The organism is Sorangium sp. So ce131 (assembly GCF_051519095.1).
GTDB lineage: Bacteria > Myxococcota_A > Polyangia > Polyangiales > Polyangiaceae > Sorangium.
Genome location: NZ_CP150455.1, coordinates 5,133,723 through 5,150,136, shown reverse-complemented (window position 1 = coordinate 5,150,136; position 16,414 = coordinate 5,133,723). Strand labels below are relative to the sequence as shown.

The window sequence follows — 16,414 nt, the reverse complement described above, 5'->3', positions numbered from 1 at the left end:
AGGCCCCGCTGGGAAATCTATGAGACCAAGGTCCTACTTGACAGCGCCGGACCGATGCCGTCCCAGAAGCGCTCCCACCCGCACAAGATGGTTGCTCGTCTGTCCGCGCGTTCAACGCGCGTTGAACGCGCGGACAGAGCCTGTGAACGGACTCGCTGTCCGCACGGCCGGACACTGGCGCCATCGTCCGGCACTGGATAGGGGACCTTGGTCCTCCATCGCGGTGCTTCGGCGAACCCGTCTGCCGCTGACGGTCGCGGATCACGGCCAGGGTCGCCGGCGTCGGCGATGCGGCTACTGCTGGCCAGCGCCCGTGGTCCCGCGCTCCGGCGCGCCGAGCCGCGCGCCGAGCTCGCGGACCCGGAACTCCTCGGCCAGACCGCGCACCTCTCGGCTCCACGGCGCGAGCCGTGGATCCTCCGCCTCGAGCGCGGCGAGCCGCTGCAGGAGATCCTGGAGGCGACCCCGCTCGACGAGATCGGCGAGGCGCGCGAGCTCCTCCGGGGGCGGCGGCGGCGCCGCTCCGTGCAGCGGCGCCCCGTCGTCGTCGTCGCCGCCGCCGCCGTCGTCGCCGCCGCCGCCGCCGCCGTCGTCGTCGTCGTCCACGCCGCGCGCGATCTCGGGCGCCGCGCGCACCCAGGTGAGCGCGAGGCGGCGCCCGAGCTGCTCGAGCAGGGCGCCGAGGTCGATCGGCTTGGGGAGGAACCCGTCGCACCCCGCGGCCTCGCTGCGCGCGCGCTCGGGCGCCTCGACGCTGGCCGACGTGGCGACGATGGGCACGCCGGCGAGCCCGGGGATCCGGCGGATGCGGCGCGCGGCCTCGTCGCCGCCGAGGTCGGGCATGCGCAGGTCCATCAGCACGAGATCCGGCCGGCGCTCCGCCGCGAGCGCGACCGCCGCCTCGCCGCCCGCGGCCTCGACGACCTCGAAGCCGAGCGGGGCGAGCGCGTCCCGCAGGAAGGCGCGGTTGTCCTCGTGGTCGTCGACGACGAGGATCGTCCGGCGCGCGCCCTCGTAGCCCGCGATCGCCCCCTCCCCGCGCCGTACGCCGGCCGGCGCGGCGCCGGCGAGCACGGGCAGGTCGAGCGCCAGGGTGAAGGTGCTGCCCTCGCCGGGCGCGCTCTCCACGTCGATGCGGCCGCCCATCTGGTCGACGATGCGGCGGGTGATCGCGAGCCCGAGGCCCGCGCCCTCCACGCGCGCGCGAAGGTCGCCGGCCTGCTCGAACGGCTCGAAGATGCGGCCCAGATCCGCCGCCGCGATGCCGGGGCCGGTGTCCTCGACGCGGAAGAGCACGCCGCCTCGCGCCTGTCCGTCGCGCGGCGCGACACGGAAGGTCACCCGCCCCTCGCGGGTGAACTTGAGCGCGTTGCCGAGCAGGTTAAGCAGCACCTGCGTGAGCCGCCTCTCGTCCACCCGCACCCACGCCGGCGTGCCCTCCGCGAGCTCGAGCGCGAACGCGAGCCCCTTCGCCGCCGCGCGCACCTTGCACAGCTCGGCGACCGTCCTCGCGAGCGACGGCAGGTGGACGTCGCCCGGCGCGAGATCCATCCGGCCCGCCTCGATGCGGGCGAGATCGAGGACGTCGTCGATCAGCGTGAGCAGGTGCTCGCCCGACCGGCGCACCACGTCGACCCCGGGCCGATCCTCCGGGGAGAGCCGCCCGGACCGCTGGAGGATCTGCGCGTAGCCGAGGATGCCGTTGAGCGGCGTGCGCAGCTCGTGGCTCATGCTCGCGAGGAACGTGGTCTTCGCCTGGTTCGCGGCGTCGGCGGCGTCCCTGGCGGCCCTGAGCTCGGCGGTGCGCTGCTCCACGAGCAGCTCCAGCTCGCGCGTACGCCGCCGGAGCGCCCGGAGCCGCAGGCGCACGCCGGCGTAGGCGAGGCCGCAGAGCGCCGCCGCATAGCCGAGGTACGCCCAGGTCGTGCGCCACGGCGCGGGCCGGACCTGGAAGGCGACGGTCGCCGGGCCGGCGACGTTGCCGGCGTGATCGCGGCCCCACACCTGGAAGGTGTACCGGCCGGGCGCGAGGTTCGTGTAACGCGCGCTCGCGTCCGTGGTCCACGCGCCCGGCGCCGCGTCGAAGCCGACGAGCTGGGCGCGGTAGCGCGTGCTGCGCTCGTGGAAGAGGCTCAGCAGCGTGTACTCGAACGCGACCGTGTTCTCGTCCCACGCGAGCGACGCGCCGGGGGAGAGGGCGAGCGCGCCGCGCGCACGGTGAGCGCGCGCGTCGAGCGCGAGCGGCTTCGGCGCGGCGTCCGGGACCTCCTCGGCCGGATCGAGCACCGCCACGCCGCCGGTCGTGCTCGCCCAGACGCGGCCCCAGCTGTCCACGAGCGAGCCGTTCTGGTTGCACTCGTTGCTCGGCAGCCCGTCGTCGGTGGTGAAGGTGGTTGCGGCGAGCTCGGCGGGGTCGTCGGGCGTGGGCGCGCGCGGGGTGAAGCGGGTGACGCCGTGGTCGGTGAAGGCGTAGACCCGGCCCTGCGCGTCCGCGCGCACCCCGTAGACGATGCCGTCCGGCAGCGCCGGCCGGCTCTGCGCGTTCAGCGGATCGAGCCACGCCTCGGCGTCGAGGTCGTAGCGAGAGATCCCGCCCTGGGCGCCGATCCAGAGCACCCGCGCGCCGCGCGCGTCCCTGAGCTCGGCGAGCGCGCCGATCGCGTCCGAGGCGAGCGGCGCGTCCGCGGCCGTGTAGCTGTGCCACTGCCCGTCCTCGAGCCGCGAGAGCCCCTTCATGGTGCCGAACCAGGTGGAGACCTTCCCGCCCGCGCCCGCGGTCTCGAGGATGCTCGTCACGTGGTCGTCCGCGAGGGGCACCCGCGCCTTCGTGAAGACCTGCCACGCGCCGTCCGCCTCGAGGCGCGCGGCCCCGGCGACCGTCCCGATCCAGAGCGCGCGCCCGTCCCGGGACTCCGACAGCCACCGGACGCCGTTGTGGGGGAGCGGGGAGCTCTGCGTCGTGTATGTGGTGAGCTGGCCGCTCGCCCAGCGGTGGAGCCCGGTGGGGTCGCTGCCGATCCAGACCACCCCGGGCTCGCGCGAAGACGGCAGGAGGAAGCTCACGAGGTCGTCGAGCTTGCCGGCGAGCTCGGGGGCGTCGAGCGGCGCGAAGCCTTGCCCCGAGGACCGCACCACCGTGTTGTTCAGGGCCACCCAGAGCTCGGGCGGGCCGCCCTGCCCTCCCGGCGCGTGCACCTCGGCGAGGGAGGTGACGCTGCCCGACAGGCTTGCGTTCCGCTGCGTGAACCCGACCCACCCGTCGTGCCGCAGGCGCGCGAGGCCGCCGGCGTTGGTGCCGATCCAGAGCGTGCGCCCGCCGTGCGCCTCGGAGGTCGCCGCGAGCGCCATCACGTGGTCGTCCGGCAGGGTGGAGCTCGTCTTGGTCAGCGACGTCCACGTCCCGCCCATGAGCCGCGCGAGGCCGCCGCCGTAGGTGGCGGCCCAGAGCGTGCGCGCGCCCGTGCCGCTCACCGTCTCGGCGAGCGCCCGCACGGGCTGCGCGAGCGCCGGCACGGTCGCCGGGGTGAAGCTCTCCCAGCGCCCGCCCGCGAGCCGGGCGACGCCGCCCCGCGTGCCGACCCAGAGCACGCGGCCGCCCGCGTCTCCGGAGGTCTCGAGCACGCTCAGCACCACGTCGTTGGGCAGCCCCTCCGCGGTCGACGCGAAGCGGGCGCAGCCGCGGTCGTCGCAGCGGAAGAGGCCCGCGCCGGTGCCGACCCAGAGGCCCGGCGCCCCGCCGGGGAGCGTCGCCGGGTGGAGCGCGCGCGCGTCCGGGTGCTCGAAGCCGGGCCCGAGGTCCACCCGCGCCCACCGCTCGCCGTCGAGCCGGTAGAGGCCGTCCACCGTTCCGACGAAGACCGTGCGCCCTCGGCCCGTGGGCACCTCGAGGAGCGTCCGGATCGGCTTCTCGGACGCGAGCCCCTCGGCCGCCCCGAAGCGCGTGAAGCGCCCCTCGGCATACCGGATGACCTGGCCGGTCATCATCCCGAACCAGACGGCGCCGTCCTGCCCCGTGGCGACCCCCTGCACCCAGCTCGACCCCCCGCCGGTCGGCAGCGGGAGGGGCGTGAAGCGGCGCCCGTCGTACGAGGCGGCGCCGCCCTGGGTGCCGATCCAGAGGCGGCCGCCAGGCTCGAATGCGATGGAGTTGATCGTGATCTGGGGGATGCCGTCCTCGGCGTCGAAGACGCGCATCGCCGGCGCGCCGCGCGCCCGGAGGTCGCTTGCGGCGGGCGCGGGCGCGGGCACGCTGCCCGCGACGGCGCCCGCGTCGCCCGCGGCGGGCGCGGGCGACGACGCGACGGCCATGCCGAGCCCGAGCACGGCGAGCAAGCGCCCGCGCAATGAGGGAAACCGGCCAGCCATGGGGCCGCATACTAGGATCTTCGAAGAGGACCAAGATCCCCGGCAGCTCGGCAGCCCGGTGTGAGGCGCCGCTGGCTGACAGGAGGCGACATCTCTGCCAGCGCCGCCTCGAGCTGCGGGTACATCGCGATGAACACGTCGAGGCGCCGCCCGCCGGGCTCCAAGCCGCTCGTCCAGACGGTCAGATACAGGCAGTCCTCGCGCTGCGGCCCCACGGAGCCCGCGCCATCCATGGAGGGGTACGGCCCGCGCCGCGCGCTCATCGGGGACTGGCTGTCTGCTCCTCCTCGACGTCCTTGAACCGCTCCTCCAGCCACGTGGCGCGGGCCCTGCGCGTCCCTGACGACATCGTGCTGACCCTGCACGCGCTCATCCAGATGGAGAAGGCGGTGTATGACATGCGGGCCGCCCTCTTCCACATCGCTGTCCTGGAGTAGTCAGCCCGCGGGACCTGCCCAGCGCCCCCGGCCTCAGCGCTGCTCCCCGAGCGCCGCGCGCAGCGCGCGCGCCAGCGATCCTCCTCGGTCGCCGCCGTCTTGCCGGCGATCTCGGACCAGCGTGCGCTGAACAGCGCCGAGAGCGCCACGAGGTCGTTCGCCGTGTCGATGTACCCCTGCCCCGCGCGGATGCCCGCGACCGTCTCCGCGTCGAGCAGCCCGCGGCGAGCGAGCGCCTCGGCGTCGCCGAGCAGGTTCTCGCGCAGCGGAGCCGCCTCGGCGAGCAGCGGCTCTGCCAGCGAGCTCGGCGCCGCCCCGCTGCGGTGCGGCGCTCCATGGCCCTTGTGGCGCTCGTCGACCGTGTGGTTGACGACCTCCCCACCGAAGGGCGATCCGCTAGCAACGGACGCCCAGGGTTCAAGACCTACCGCCTTGCACCCTCCAGCCGTTCCGTGGGTTATGACTGTTCTACCACCTTCATTCTGAAGCTTGAGACGCCGAGACGATTTGTATTCATGGGGTGCGGCTCATGGCAGCACACGTGAGACAGGCACGTATGTCGCAACCGTGCGGGCATGCGAACATCCAACACCATCGCCGTCGCTCTCATTTGCTGTGCCATCCCTTCGTGTTCGGTTGAACCGACGCCCGGATCGGAGGCTCTGCCAGGCGAGGAGGCCCTAGAATCTAGCGAGTCGCTCACGGCGGAAGAATGGTGCCGAGACGCGGTGGATGGTGGGGTTGACGTATGGACTCTCATGTACGGGGCAGCGACGGAAATATATTTGACACTTCCGCGAGCAGCTCGCTGTCATTCGGAGAGCAACGAAGGACGGGCCGCGGGCTACAGGAAGTGCCGTTCCAGTTGCCCTGCTGCATGCTTTGCACTGTCGACGCGATGGGAGCTTTACTGCGATGATCGCGCGCCCTTCCTCATGAGGAGCGTCTGCGAACAGGCGCGCCAGAATGGGCAGGCGAAGTGCCTGAGCTCCTGTTGAGCCAGGGCGCTTGACATCGCCAAAGAGCGCGCCAGCTGATGGAGCATGCCGGACGTGATCGCGGAACGTAGCATCGAGCTGACGCTTCCGAGCGGGACGCAAGAAACCATCCGAGTTCGAGTATGGGCCCCCGAATACAGCCCATACTTTCGGAGCTGGGTTGCTGATGTGGAAGTCGCTGGAGCGGGCCACAACCATAAGACCCACGGAACCGGAATCGATGCTTTCCAGGCGCTGCATAGCGCGCTTTTCTTGATCCCGGTGATGCTTGAACACTATAAGGAAGATGGTCGGCTCTCGTGGCTCGATGAGGAGTGGCTCGGGTTTCCTGAGATCAAACTCACTGCGCCGTGACTCCGACGCGCTGAGGCGCGGCGCGGCTGCGGGGGCGCGCGCCGGCATCCACCTCGGGCCCTTGGAACTCGCTGGCGCCGGCCCCGAGTCTTTGTCGCGCGGTGGTGATGGTGTCGCATGTTCGCATGCCGGCACTGTTGCGATCGGCATGCCGAGGCTGTCAGCATTGGGGGAGCTTCGCCGGATGCGGCGCGCGGCCTCGTCGCCGCCGAGGTCGGGCATGCGCAGGTCCATCATGCTCCGCGCGTCGCGCGGGCGCGGCACGCGAGCATCACTCCGCGGGGCGCGCGCCCTCGTCCCAGACCGGCAGCGCGCAGCGGAGCGTCGCCCCCTCGCCCGGGCTGCACTCCGCCCACAGCCGGCCTCCGTGCGCCTCGACGATCGAGCGGCTGATCGAAAGGCCCACCCCGAGCCCCTTGGGCTTCGTCGTGTAGAAGGGCTCGAAGATCCGCTCGAGGTCCTCCGGCGGGATCCCCTCGCCGGAGTCCGCCACGGACAGCTCGACGCGGCCTCCGTCGGCCGCGCGCGTCCGCACCACGACGAGCCGGGCGTCCGGGGGGCAGCGGGAGACGGCCTCGAGCGCGTTGCCGAGCAGGTGGAGGATCACCTGCTGGAGCCGGATGCCGTCGCCCCCGACCCGCGGCAGGCCCGGCGCGAGCTCCGTCCGCACGGTCGCGCCCGCACGCCGCGCGGCGTCCGACACGAGCCGGATCACCTCGCGGGCGAGCTCATTGACGTCCTGCGCGGTCATGTGGACCGCACCCTTGGGGAGCGCCGCGCGCATCCGCTGGACGACCTTCCCCGCGCGGCGGTCGTCGGCCACGATGTCCTCGAGCGCGGCGCGCGCCTCGGCGATGTCCGGCGGGATGTGCGCGAGGAGGCGCAGCGCCGCCTGCGCGTTGCTCAGGATGGCGGCCAGCGGCTGGTTCAGCTCGTGCGCAATCGAGCACGCGAGCTCGCCCATCGACGACACCTGGTTCAGGTGTACGAGCTCGAGGGCGTCGGGCGCCTTGAGCTCGTCGGCGGCACGGCTGCGCTTGAGCCTGCGCGCGAGGCGCCGGCTCTCCGCGCGGACAGCTTCCGTCCGCCTCTTCACCTCGCGCTCCAGCGCGGCGCGCGCGCGGGGCGGTCGCGGGTCGTGGGAAAAGCAGAGGCCAGCGCGCCGCCGAACGTGTCGATCGCGCCGGCGCCGCCGTGCCAGTCCGCTGTTGACGTGCTCACGGAACGGGGCGTGGAATGCGGTCTCTGCCATGGCGGAGACCGCGCCCACGGTGTTTGTGGTGGAGGACGATCCCTCGGTGCTGCGCGCCCTCGAGCGGCTGCTGCGCGCGGCCGGGTATGTGGCGGAGACGTACGCGTCGCCCGGTGCGTTCCTTTCGCGCGCGCCCACGGAGCGGCCGGGCTGCGTGGTCGCCGACCTGCGCATGCCCGTCATGGACGGGATCGAGCTGCAGCAGGAGCTCGCGCGCCGGGGGTGCCCCTTGCCGATCGTACTCCTGACCGGGTACGGCGACGGGGCGAGCGCGGCGCGGGCGATGAAGGCGGGCGCGATCGCGTTCCTCACCAAGCCGTGCGACGACACCGACCTGCTCGCGGCGGTGGAGCGCGCCGTCGCGCGCGACGCCGAGGCGCGCGCGGCCCGGGGCGAGCAGCAAGCGCTCCGCACGCGCTTCGAGGCGCTCACCCCGCGCGAGCGCGAGGTGTGCCTGCGGGTCGCCCGGGGGCTCGTGAACGAGCAGATGGCCGAGGAGCTCGGCGTGGAGGAGAGGGCGATCGGGGTGCATCGCGGTCAGGTGATGGAGAAGCTCGGCGTCGCGTCGGTCGTGGAGCTCGCGCGGCTCGTGGACCGGCTCGACGGGCTCTGATGCTGACACGCCGGCGGCGCGAGCCGCCATGGGACCAAGGTCCCATGGCAAGGGCCGGAGCTCATCGGCAATGCACCGGCTGCGTGCCCAGGGGTCCTGGAGCCGGTCGACGAGCCGCACGAGCTCCGCGTGCCGCGCAACGACGTGCTCGGGGCCGTGGTGAACGACCTCGCCTCCACGCGTGCCGCGTCGCGGTCGACCTCCTCACCCGAGGGGTATACTGCCCCCATGCAGCGCGCCGCGTCCGCGGGTCGTCTCCGTCACGTCCGCGAGCCCTCCCCGCTCCACTTCCCGGAAGAGGCCCTCGCGCCGGAGACCAAGCGCCACCTCGAGATCAGGACCCTGCTCTATCTCGTGCTGAAGACGTTCTCGGAGCGAGCGGCGATCGGATCGGACCAGTTCGTCTACTGGTCCGCATCGGATCCGAGCCGGTGCGTGGCGCCCGACGCGTTCGTCCGGCTCGGCACCCCGGACACGCCGTTCGGTTCCTGGAAGACCTGGGAGCGCGGCGTCCCCGAGCTCGCCGTCGAGATCGTGAGCGAGCACGACGCGGAGCCGCAAACGTGGGCCGAGAAGCTCGCCAAGTACCAGGAGCTCGGGGTGCTGGAGCTCGTCGCGTTCGACCCGGAGGCCGCCCCCGGGGAGCGGCTGCGGGTCTGGGATCGCATCGACGGCGATCTGGTGGAGCGGGTGGTCGAGGGAGAGCGCAGCCCGTGCACCGTGCTCGAGCTGCACTGGGTCGTCGTGCCGGCCGCGGGCCATCCGGCCGCGCTGCGTCTCGCCCGCACCGCCGACGGGGCGGAGCTCGTCCTCACCCCCGAGGAGACCGAGCGCCGGCGCGCGGAGACCGAGCGCCGACGCGCGGAGACCGAGCGCCGACGCGCGGAGACCGAGCGCCAGCGCGCGGAGGCCGAGGAGGCCGCCCGCGTGGCGGCGGAGCGGCGCATCGCCGAGCTCGAGGCCGAGCTGCGCCGGCGAGGCGGCTGACTCGCCGGCCGTGCGAGAGCGCCCACCGCGCGCTCTCGCCACCGGTCGCCCCTCGCAGGGCTTCGTGAGGAAGTCGACCGCTCCCGCCTTCATCGCCCGCACCGAGCTCGACAGGTCGCCATGGCCGGTCAGGAAGTTTCTCTCTTCGCAAGTGGGTGGCCCGCCGGTTGTGGTCCCGGGTCATGGACCTCGCCATGGGACCTTGGTCCCATGGCCCCCGCAGCCCGCGCGGCACTACGTAGGATCAAAGTCCCATAGGCCATGCGAGCTCTTCTTCCAGGTCTTCTTCCGCGTCAGAGGCGCCTCATGCAGCTCATGCGCCCGGTCTGTGGTCATCACCTGCATTCCACCCGGGGATGGTTCAGTTGGGGACATTCTACATCCCGCCCGCCCGGGTGTTATGGGACCAAGGTCCTATAGACGGTGCCCAGGGGCGCGATCAAGGTGGGGGCACAAGACGGCGAGCTGCGCATCGTGGTGCGGCACAGCGACCAAGATTGACACCACGGCGCTCGTACACCGTGGCTGCGAGCTCGCTCTCGCGAAAGGATCCACGTCATGTCACAAACCACCAACACCCAATCCTCGTCTGCCGAAGCGCTCGATCTCGTTTTCTGGGACACGTCGGCGTACAAGTGGAGCCCCGGCGACTGGAACCAGTGGCGCTATATCCCCGACGGGCTGGGCGGCGAGATCGGCATCCGATTCGGCGTCAGCTCCGGCTTCAGCACCTTCGACTGGAACAAAGGGGGCGTGGCCCCGCACGGCTCGGTCAATGACGGCACCGGCGCTGCCTCGTTCGGGAAGAACGAGCAGGCGGGCCTCGCATCGACAAGCGTCAACGCGGTCCGCATGCAGGCGAACAGGGAGTTCACCGGGGCCAAGAACAACTTCACGGTCGAGCTCGACTTCTCCCGCTACAAGGGCTCGAAGGTCGGGGGCAAGGACGGCGTCGCGGGGGCCAACACGTTCATCGGCGTGAGCGACATCTACGCGGGTCAGACCTACGCCAAGACGACGGTCACCGTCACCGGCACGCTCGCCGACGGCAGCGCCGCCAGCCCGGCAGGCTGGAAGCTGGTCAACGGCGGAGCCGCGCCGAACACCGCCGGGGGCAATCAGCCCAGCGCGCAGCTGAGCCTCGTGAGCGGCGTCCTGCAGGGCACGAACAGGCCGGCTCCCGGAGGCATGGCCAACTCGATCGACACCGTGCTGGGTCTCGTGCGGCTCGACGCCGCCGGCTACAAGACCCTGCACTTGCGTCACGACATCTCCCCGGTGGGGGGCAACAGGGCGCCGCGCATCGACAATTCGGGTCTGTACGTCGCCTCCGCCTTCCCTCGCAAGCCAGCGCAGGAGCAGCCGCAGAAGCCCACGAAGCCGATCGATCCCGCCCGGCCCCCGGTCGATCTCGTCGTGGTCATCGACACGAGCACCTCGATGTGGGACGAGGCGGACGCGCTGAGCAAGACGATCGAGGCGGCCATCGAGGCGGCCAGGACCAAGTGCCCCTCGGACCTGCGCGTCGCGTACCTGGGCATCGAAGGGACGTTCAAGAAGACGCGCTTCGACAACACGGTCAGGAAGTACCTGACCCAGACGGCGAAGGCCGACGCCTCGTCGCTCAGGAGCCGCGCCGACGAGAACCTCACGGAGGAGCAGAAGAAGGAGTTCGATCCCAAGGAGGACGGAGCGCGCGCGATCGAGGACGTCGCTGCGCATTTCGACTGGCGGCCCGGCGCGGCCCGCAGCGTCTTCTTCCTGGGGGACGAGCCGCTCGAAGGCGGCCTCTCCGCCGCGGGGCAGGATCAGGGAGACATCGAGGCGGCGAGCCGCGCCATCGAGGTCGCCAAGAAGACCGGGACGCGCGTCCATACGTACATGGGCACGGGCAAATTCAGCAGCGACGCCAAGAAACACGAGCGCATGGCCAAGGAGATCGAGGCGGAGTACGCCCGTGTGGCCCGGGAGACCGGCGGCAAGTCCTTCACGTCGACGGACGCGCAGCAAGGCTTCCAGGCCGTCCTCGAGGAGGTGATCTGCGGCAGCAGGCCGAGCGCGACCACCACGGCCTAGTCGCCCGAGGTGAAGCCCTGAGAACCTGAGGGGTCCATGTTGAGCAGGCCCTCCGCGTCCTCATGACGCGGGACCGCCCCGCGGCGCAGACGCATGGTCGCGCCGCTGGACTGGGCTGCTCGCCACGAACAAAACGCAGTGAACATTCAGGAGAATGATCTATGAGCACAAGCTACACGTTCCGCGTCCTCGACGCCGACGGCTCCGTCTTCGGCAAGGGGTGCTTCACGTACGATGGCGCGCCGGGCGACGTCGACATCGCGCACCTGCTCGGCGGCGCGGACGGGAGCCGCGGGCCCAAGCTGACCGCCTTCTGGTATCATGACAGCATCGTCGGGACCCTGAGCCTGAAGAACCTCCTCTCCTTCAACTTCACCCAGGGCGATCAAGCCGGCGCCCGCTTCGCCATCAACGTATGGAACGTCCCGGAGAGCACCCATGGCATCACCGCGGGCACGGCCTCACCGGGTCAGCTCGGGGCGGCGTCCGCCCACCGCGGGAATGGCGGCGAGCTGAGCTGCCAGGGCAGGAAGCTGGAGTTCCCGAAGCTCGCCGAGGCGACCACGGTCGTCGAGGAGGGCCAGACGGTCATCCCAACGGTCGATCTGGTGGTGGTCATCGACTCCAGCGCCTCGATGAGGGACGAGGCCGAGGCGCTCAGCAAGGTGGTCGGCTCCGCCATCGATTCCGCAAAGACGAAGTGCCCCTCGAACCTCCGGGCCACGTACCTGGGCATCGAAGGTACGTTCCCCAAGACGGTGTTCACGACGACGGTGCGCGATCACCTGACGAAGACGGCCAAGGTCGATGCCTCGCTCCTCAAGGGGCGCACTCGGGCGCAGGTCCCCGAGGAGCAGAGGAAGCAGCTCGGCGACGTCGAGGAGGACGCGGGACGCGCCATCGAGGACATCGCCGCCCACTTCGACTGGCGGCCCGGCGCGGTCCGTAACATCTTCTTCCTGGGCGACGAGCCGCTCGAGGGCGGCCTCTCCCTCACGGCGACGGGTCAGGACCAGGAAGACATCGAGGCCGCAAACCGCGCCATCGAGGTCGCCAAGCAGACCGGGACCCGCGTGCACATGTACATGGGCACGGGCAAATTCAGCAGCGACGCTGCCAAGCACGAGAGGATGCGCAAGGGGATCGAAGCGGAGTACGCGCGCGTGGCCGGGGAGACGGACGGCCAGTACTTCGCCTCGCAGGACAACCTGAGCGCCTTCCAGGCGATGCTCGAGAAGGTAATCTGCGGCAGCAAGACGGACCCGAAGGTCACCACGACGGAGTTCTGCTGCTGCCAGGAGTACGTGGAGCAGCGCGGAGGGACGGCCGGTCCCCAGTGAGTTATCCACCCATGCAGAGGGCCCTCGGGTACGAGGTCGCGCCGATCTCGACGTCGCGCCGACGGCTTCCAGCCTCTGCCTGAGCTTCGTTCGAGCCCACGCGGGCCGAGGCCGTCCGTCGGCTCGCGCGGGATCCCACGCGCGCCGCTGCGAAGATCGTGCAGCAGAGATCCACGCTGCGGGTGACGGCCAGCCTCACCCGCGCGTCACGGAACGCAGCTCAGGGGCCGTCCAGCCGATCCACGAGCCGCACGAGCTCCGCCACCGACGCGACGCCGAGCTTCTCCATCACCCGGCCGCGGTGCACCTTGATCGTCTTCTCCGCCGCGCCGAGCTCGTCGGCGATCTCCTTGTTCAGGAGCCCCCGCGCGACGCGCACGCACACCTCGCGCTCGCGCGGCGTGAGCGCCTCGAAGCGCGTCCGGAGCGCCCGCTGCTCGTCCCGCGCCGCGCGCGCCCGCGCGTCGCGGTCGATGGCGCGCGCGACCGCCGCGAGCAGGTCGGTGTCGTCGCAGGGCTTCGTGAGGAAGTCGATCGCGCCCGCCTTCATCGCGCGCACCGAGCTCGACACGTCGCCGTGGCCGGTCAGGAACACGACCGGCAAGGAGCACCCCCGCCGCTCGAGCTCCTCGTGCAGCTCCAGCCCGCCCAGGTCGGGCATGCGCAGGTCGAGCACCAGGCAACCCGGCCGCTCCGCGGGCGCGAGCTCCAGGAAGGCGCGCGGCGAGGCGTACGCCTCCACCACATACCCCGCCGAGCGCAGGAGCCGCTCCAGGGCGCGCAGCACCGAGGGATCGTCGTCCACCACAAACACGGTCGGCTCGGTCGCGCTCATGACACCCACCCCATTCCACGCCCAATCCTGCAAGGACGTCAACCGTGGGCGGACTTGGCATTGGCGAGGCGCTTGACGTCCGCGACGGCAGGCTGGCATCTGCTTCGGCATGGGGCCGGACCGCACCACGCTCGTCTTGCTCGTGGACGACGATCCGGGCAGCCTCAAGCTGCTCTCGGAGGCGCTCGCGGGCCAGCCGTTCACCCTCGCGGTGGCCGTCGACGGGGAGATGGCGCTCCGGCAGATCCGGCGCGAGCCGCCGGATCTGGTCCTGCTCGACGCGGTGATGCCGGGCCTCGACGGCTTCGAGGTCTGCCGCCGCCTGAAGGCCGACCCGGCGACGCGCGAGGTCCCCGTGCTGTTCATGACCGTGCTCGCCGACACGGCGAGCCGGGTGCGCGGGCTCGAGCTCGGCGCGGTCGACTACGTGACCAAGCCGTTCGTCCGCGAGGAGCTCGTGGCCCGCGTGCGGACGCAGCTCGCCCTGCGCGCGGCGGCGCGGGCGCTCTCGGAGAAGAACGACGAGCTCGCGCGCGCCCGGGCCTCGCTGGAGCTCGAGGTGGCGCGGCGGACCGAGGAGCTCCGCGCGGCCAACCAGCGCCTCGCGCGCGAGGTCGAGCTGAACCGGACCGCCGAGATCAAGGTGCAGAAGGCCCAGAACGAGCTCGCGCACCTGAACCGGGTGTCGGCGGTGAGCGAGCTCGCGGCCTCGATCGCGCACGAGCTGAACCAGCCGCTCGGCGCGATCCTGAGCAACGCGCAGGCGGCGCTGCGGCTGCTCGGGCAGGCCCCGCCGGACGTCGCCGAGGTGCGCGCCGCGCTCGAGGACATCGTGGCGGACGACCGCCGCGCGGGGAAGGTGATCCAGCGGATGCGCGCGATGCTGCGCAAGGGCGAGCTCAGCGCGGCCGCGCTCGACCTGAACGAGCTCGTCCGGGAGGTGACCCGGCTCGTGAGCAGCGCGGCGCTGCTCGCGGGCGCGACCCTGCGGATCGAGCTCGCGCCGGCCCTGCCGCGCGTCGGGGGCGACGGCATCCAGCTCCAGCAGGTGCTGCTCAACCTCCTCGTCAACGCCCTCGACGCGGTCTCCCGCCGCCCCCCCGAGGCGCGCCTCGTGGTGCTGCGGACGCGGGCGGGCGGCGCAGGCCATGTCGAGCTCGCCGTGGCGGACTCCGGCGAGGGCGTCTCGCCCGAGGACCTCGAGCGGATCTTCGAGCCCTTCTACACGACGAAGGCGCAGGGGCTCGGGGTGGGCCTCGCCATCAGCCGGTCGATCGTCGAGGCGCACGGCGGCCGGCTGTGGGCCGAGTGCAGCCCCGACGAGGGGCCGACGTTCCGCTGCGTGCTGCCGGTCTGGGCCGAGGGCGGGCGCTCGGGGCAGTGAACGCCGGTGCAGTATGGCGGGCAGCTCGCACCTCCTGGTGCGACGTCGCCGCCTCGACCGGGCGGGGCCCCCGGCGGGCGCGCCGGGGGTCGATGCGCGGGCCCGCGACGCGCCATGGGACCTTGGTCCCATGGCGGACCGTGGGGACGGCGTGTCACAACGCAGGATTGCCCAGCCGCTCCACGAGCGGCACGGACCTTCATGGCAGCGATCCCAGCTCACGCCCAGATCGATGAGAGCGCCGGCAGCGATGGCCAGGCGCTCGACACGCCCGCCAACCCGCTGGCGTCGGGGTCCCGGCTGGCGCGGGCCCGCCCCGCGCTCGTCTTGCTCGTGGACGATGATCCCGGGAGCGTCGCGCTGCTGTCGGAGATCCTCGCGGGCCAGCCGCTCGACGTCGAGGTCGCCAGCGACGGGGAGGCGGCGCTCGAGCAGGTCCGGCGCGAGCCGCCGGACCTCGTCCTGCTCGACGCGGTGATGCCGGGCCTCGACGGCTTCGAGGTCTGCAGCCGCCTGAAGGCGGACCCGACGACGCGCGAGATCCCCGTCGTGTTCATGACGGCGCTCGCCGACGCGGCGAGCCGGGCGCGCGCGTTCGCGCTCGGCGCGGTCGACTACGTGCTCAAGCCGTTCGTCCGCGAGGAGCTCGTGGCCCGCGTGCAGGCGCAGCTCGCCGCCCGCGCGGCGTCGCGGGCGCTGTCGGAGATGGGCGACGAGCTCGCGCGCGCCCGGGCCTCGCTGGATCTCGAGGTGGCGCGGCAGACCGAGGGGCATCGCGCCGCGAGCCAGCGCCTCGAGCGCAAGCTCCAGCAGGCCCGGGCCGCCGAGGTCGAGGCGCAGAAGGCCCAGCAGGATCTCGCGCGCCGGAACCAGGTGTCGGCGATGGGCCAGCTCGCGGCCTCGATCGCGCACGAGCTGAACCAGCCGCTCGGCGCGATCCTGAGCAACGCGCAGGCGGCGCTGCGGCTGCTCGCGCGGACCCCGCCGGACGTCGCCGAGGTGCGCGCCGCGCTCGAGGACATCGTGGCGGACGACCGCCGCGCGGGGAAGGTGATCCAGCGGATGCGCGCGATGCTGCGCAAGGGCGAGCCCAGCGCGGCCGCGCTCGACCTGAACGAGCTCGTCCGGAGGGGGCTCCGGCTCGCGGCTGGCGCCGCGCTGCGCGCGGGCGCGTCCCTGCGGACCGAGCTCGCGCCGGACCTGCCGCGCGTCGGGGGCGACGACGCCGAGCTCCAGCAGGTGCTCCAGAACCTGCTCGCCAACGCGCTCGACGCGGTGTCTCACCGCCCTCCTGACGCGCGCCTCGTGGTGGTGCGGACGCGGGCCGCCGGGGCAGGGCGCGTCGAGCTCGCCGTGGCGGACTCCGGCGAGGGCGTCCCGCCCGAGGATCTCGAGCGGATCTTCGAGGCCTTCTACACGACGAAGGCCGAGGGGCTCGGCGTGGGGCTCGCCATCAGCCGGTCGATCGTCGAGGCGCACGGCGGCCGGCTGTGGGCCGAGCAGCGCCCCGGCGAGGGGGCGACGCTCCGCTGCGCGCTGCCGGTCTGGGACGACGCCGCGCGCTCCGCGGGGTGATCCCGGCGGACGCCGGCCCGCCGCGCGCAAGGACGCCAAGGACGCCAAGGACGCCAAGGACGCCAAGAAGAAGATAAACTCTTGGCGCCTTGGCGTCCTTGGCGCCTTGGCGGCTCGACATTCTGCTCACCTCTGCTCGTTTCAGGCAGGTTCAACCCGTTTGTCGCTCTGGGAAAGCTCTCCAGGCGAACGCGAACC

Annotated in this window: 11 protein-coding genes and 1 pseudogene; 8 read left to right on the top strand and 4 right to left on the bottom strand. The window is 72.4% G+C overall.

Annotation, left to right across the window (positions count from 1 at the left end; all coding sequences use genetic code 11):
* Nucleotides 1–294 precede the first annotated feature (294 nt).
* Complete coding sequence (locus WMF43_RS18520; protein ID WP_437681865.1) at nt 295–4,365, bottom strand: ATP-binding protein; 4,071 nt, start codon at nt 4,363–4,365, stop codon at nt 295–297.
* A gap of 296 nt (nt 4,366–4,661) precedes the next feature.
* Between WMF43_RS18520 and WMF43_RS18515 the strand changes: the two genes are divergently transcribed.
* Both WMF43_RS18515 and WMF43_RS18510 read left to right on the top strand, forming a co-directional pair.
* Complete coding sequence (locus WMF43_RS18515; RefSeq protein ID WP_437681863.1) at nt 4,662–4,802, top strand: hypothetical protein; 141 nt, start codon at nt 4,662–4,664, stop codon at nt 4,800–4,802.
* Nucleotides 4,803–5,845: 1,043 nt separating this feature from the next.
* Nucleotides 5,846–6,154: a DUF6968 family protein gene (locus WMF43_RS18510; RefSeq protein WP_437681861.1), complete on the top strand. Its 309-nt coding sequence runs from the start codon at nt 5,846–5,848 to the stop codon at nt 6,152–6,154.
* A gap of 271 nt (nt 6,155–6,425) precedes the next feature.
* Here WMF43_RS18510 and WMF43_RS18505 read toward each other — a convergent pair whose 3' ends face one another.
* Nucleotides 6,426–7,250 (bottom strand): sensor histidine kinase, encoded by an 825-nt coding sequence (locus WMF43_RS18505; protein ID WP_437681859.1) that lies wholly within the window; start codon nt 7,248–7,250, stop codon nt 6,426–6,428.
* A gap of 154 nt (nt 7,251–7,404) precedes the next feature.
* On the opposite strand from WMF43_RS18505, the gene WMF43_RS18500 reads away from it, so the two are divergent.
* Nucleotides 7,405–8,019, top strand: coding sequence for a response regulator transcription factor (locus WMF43_RS18500; protein ID WP_437681857.1), 615 nt, complete (start codon nt 7,405–7,407; stop codon nt 8,017–8,019).
* A 129-nt stretch (nt 8,020–8,148) separates the two neighbouring features.
* Nucleotides 8,149–9,006 carry a Uma2 family endonuclease gene (locus tag WMF43_RS18495; protein WP_437681855.1) on the top strand — a complete coding sequence of 286 codons (858 nt, stop codon included), beginning with the start codon at nt 8,149–8,151 and terminating at the stop codon, nt 9,004–9,006.
* 57 nt (nt 9,007–9,063) lie between these two features.
* Here the strand turns inward: WMF43_RS18495 and WMF43_RS18490 are convergent.
* Nucleotides 9,064–9,141: pseudogene (locus WMF43_RS18490) on the bottom strand (DNA-binding response regulator); the annotation flags it as partial.
* A 423-nt stretch (nt 9,142–9,564) separates the two neighbouring features.
* Here WMF43_RS18490 and WMF43_RS18485 point away from each other — a divergent pair.
* Nucleotides 9,565–11,082, top strand: coding sequence for a vWA domain-containing protein (locus WMF43_RS18485; protein WP_437681853.1), 1,518 nt, complete (start codon nt 9,565–9,567; stop codon nt 11,080–11,082).
* A 161-nt stretch (nt 11,083–11,243) separates the two neighbouring features.
* Nucleotides 11,244–12,422: a hypothetical protein gene (locus WMF43_RS18480; protein ID WP_437681851.1), complete on the top strand. Its 1,179-nt coding sequence runs from the start codon at nt 11,244–11,246 to the stop codon at nt 12,420–12,422.
* Between the two features lie 220 nt (nt 12,423–12,642).
* On the opposite strand, the gene WMF43_RS18475 is transcribed toward WMF43_RS18480, so the two are convergent.
* Complete coding sequence (locus tag WMF43_RS18475) at nt 12,643–13,257, bottom strand: response regulator transcription factor (protein WP_437681849.1); 615 nt, start codon at nt 13,255–13,257, stop codon at nt 12,643–12,645.
* Nucleotides 13,258–13,366: 109 nt separating this feature from the next.
* On the opposite strand from WMF43_RS18475, the gene WMF43_RS18470 reads away from it, so the two are divergent.
* Nucleotides 13,367–14,641 carry a hybrid sensor histidine kinase/response regulator gene (locus tag WMF43_RS18470; RefSeq protein WP_437681848.1) on the top strand — a complete coding sequence of 425 codons (1,275 nt, stop codon included), beginning with the start codon at nt 13,367–13,369 and terminating at the stop codon, nt 14,639–14,641.
* Nucleotides 14,642–14,842: 201 nt separating this feature from the next.
* Complete coding sequence (locus WMF43_RS18465) at nt 14,843–16,216, top strand: response regulator (RefSeq protein ID WP_437681847.1); 1,374 nt, start codon at nt 14,843–14,845, stop codon at nt 16,214–16,216.
* Nucleotides 16,217–16,414: the final 198 nt, after the last annotated feature.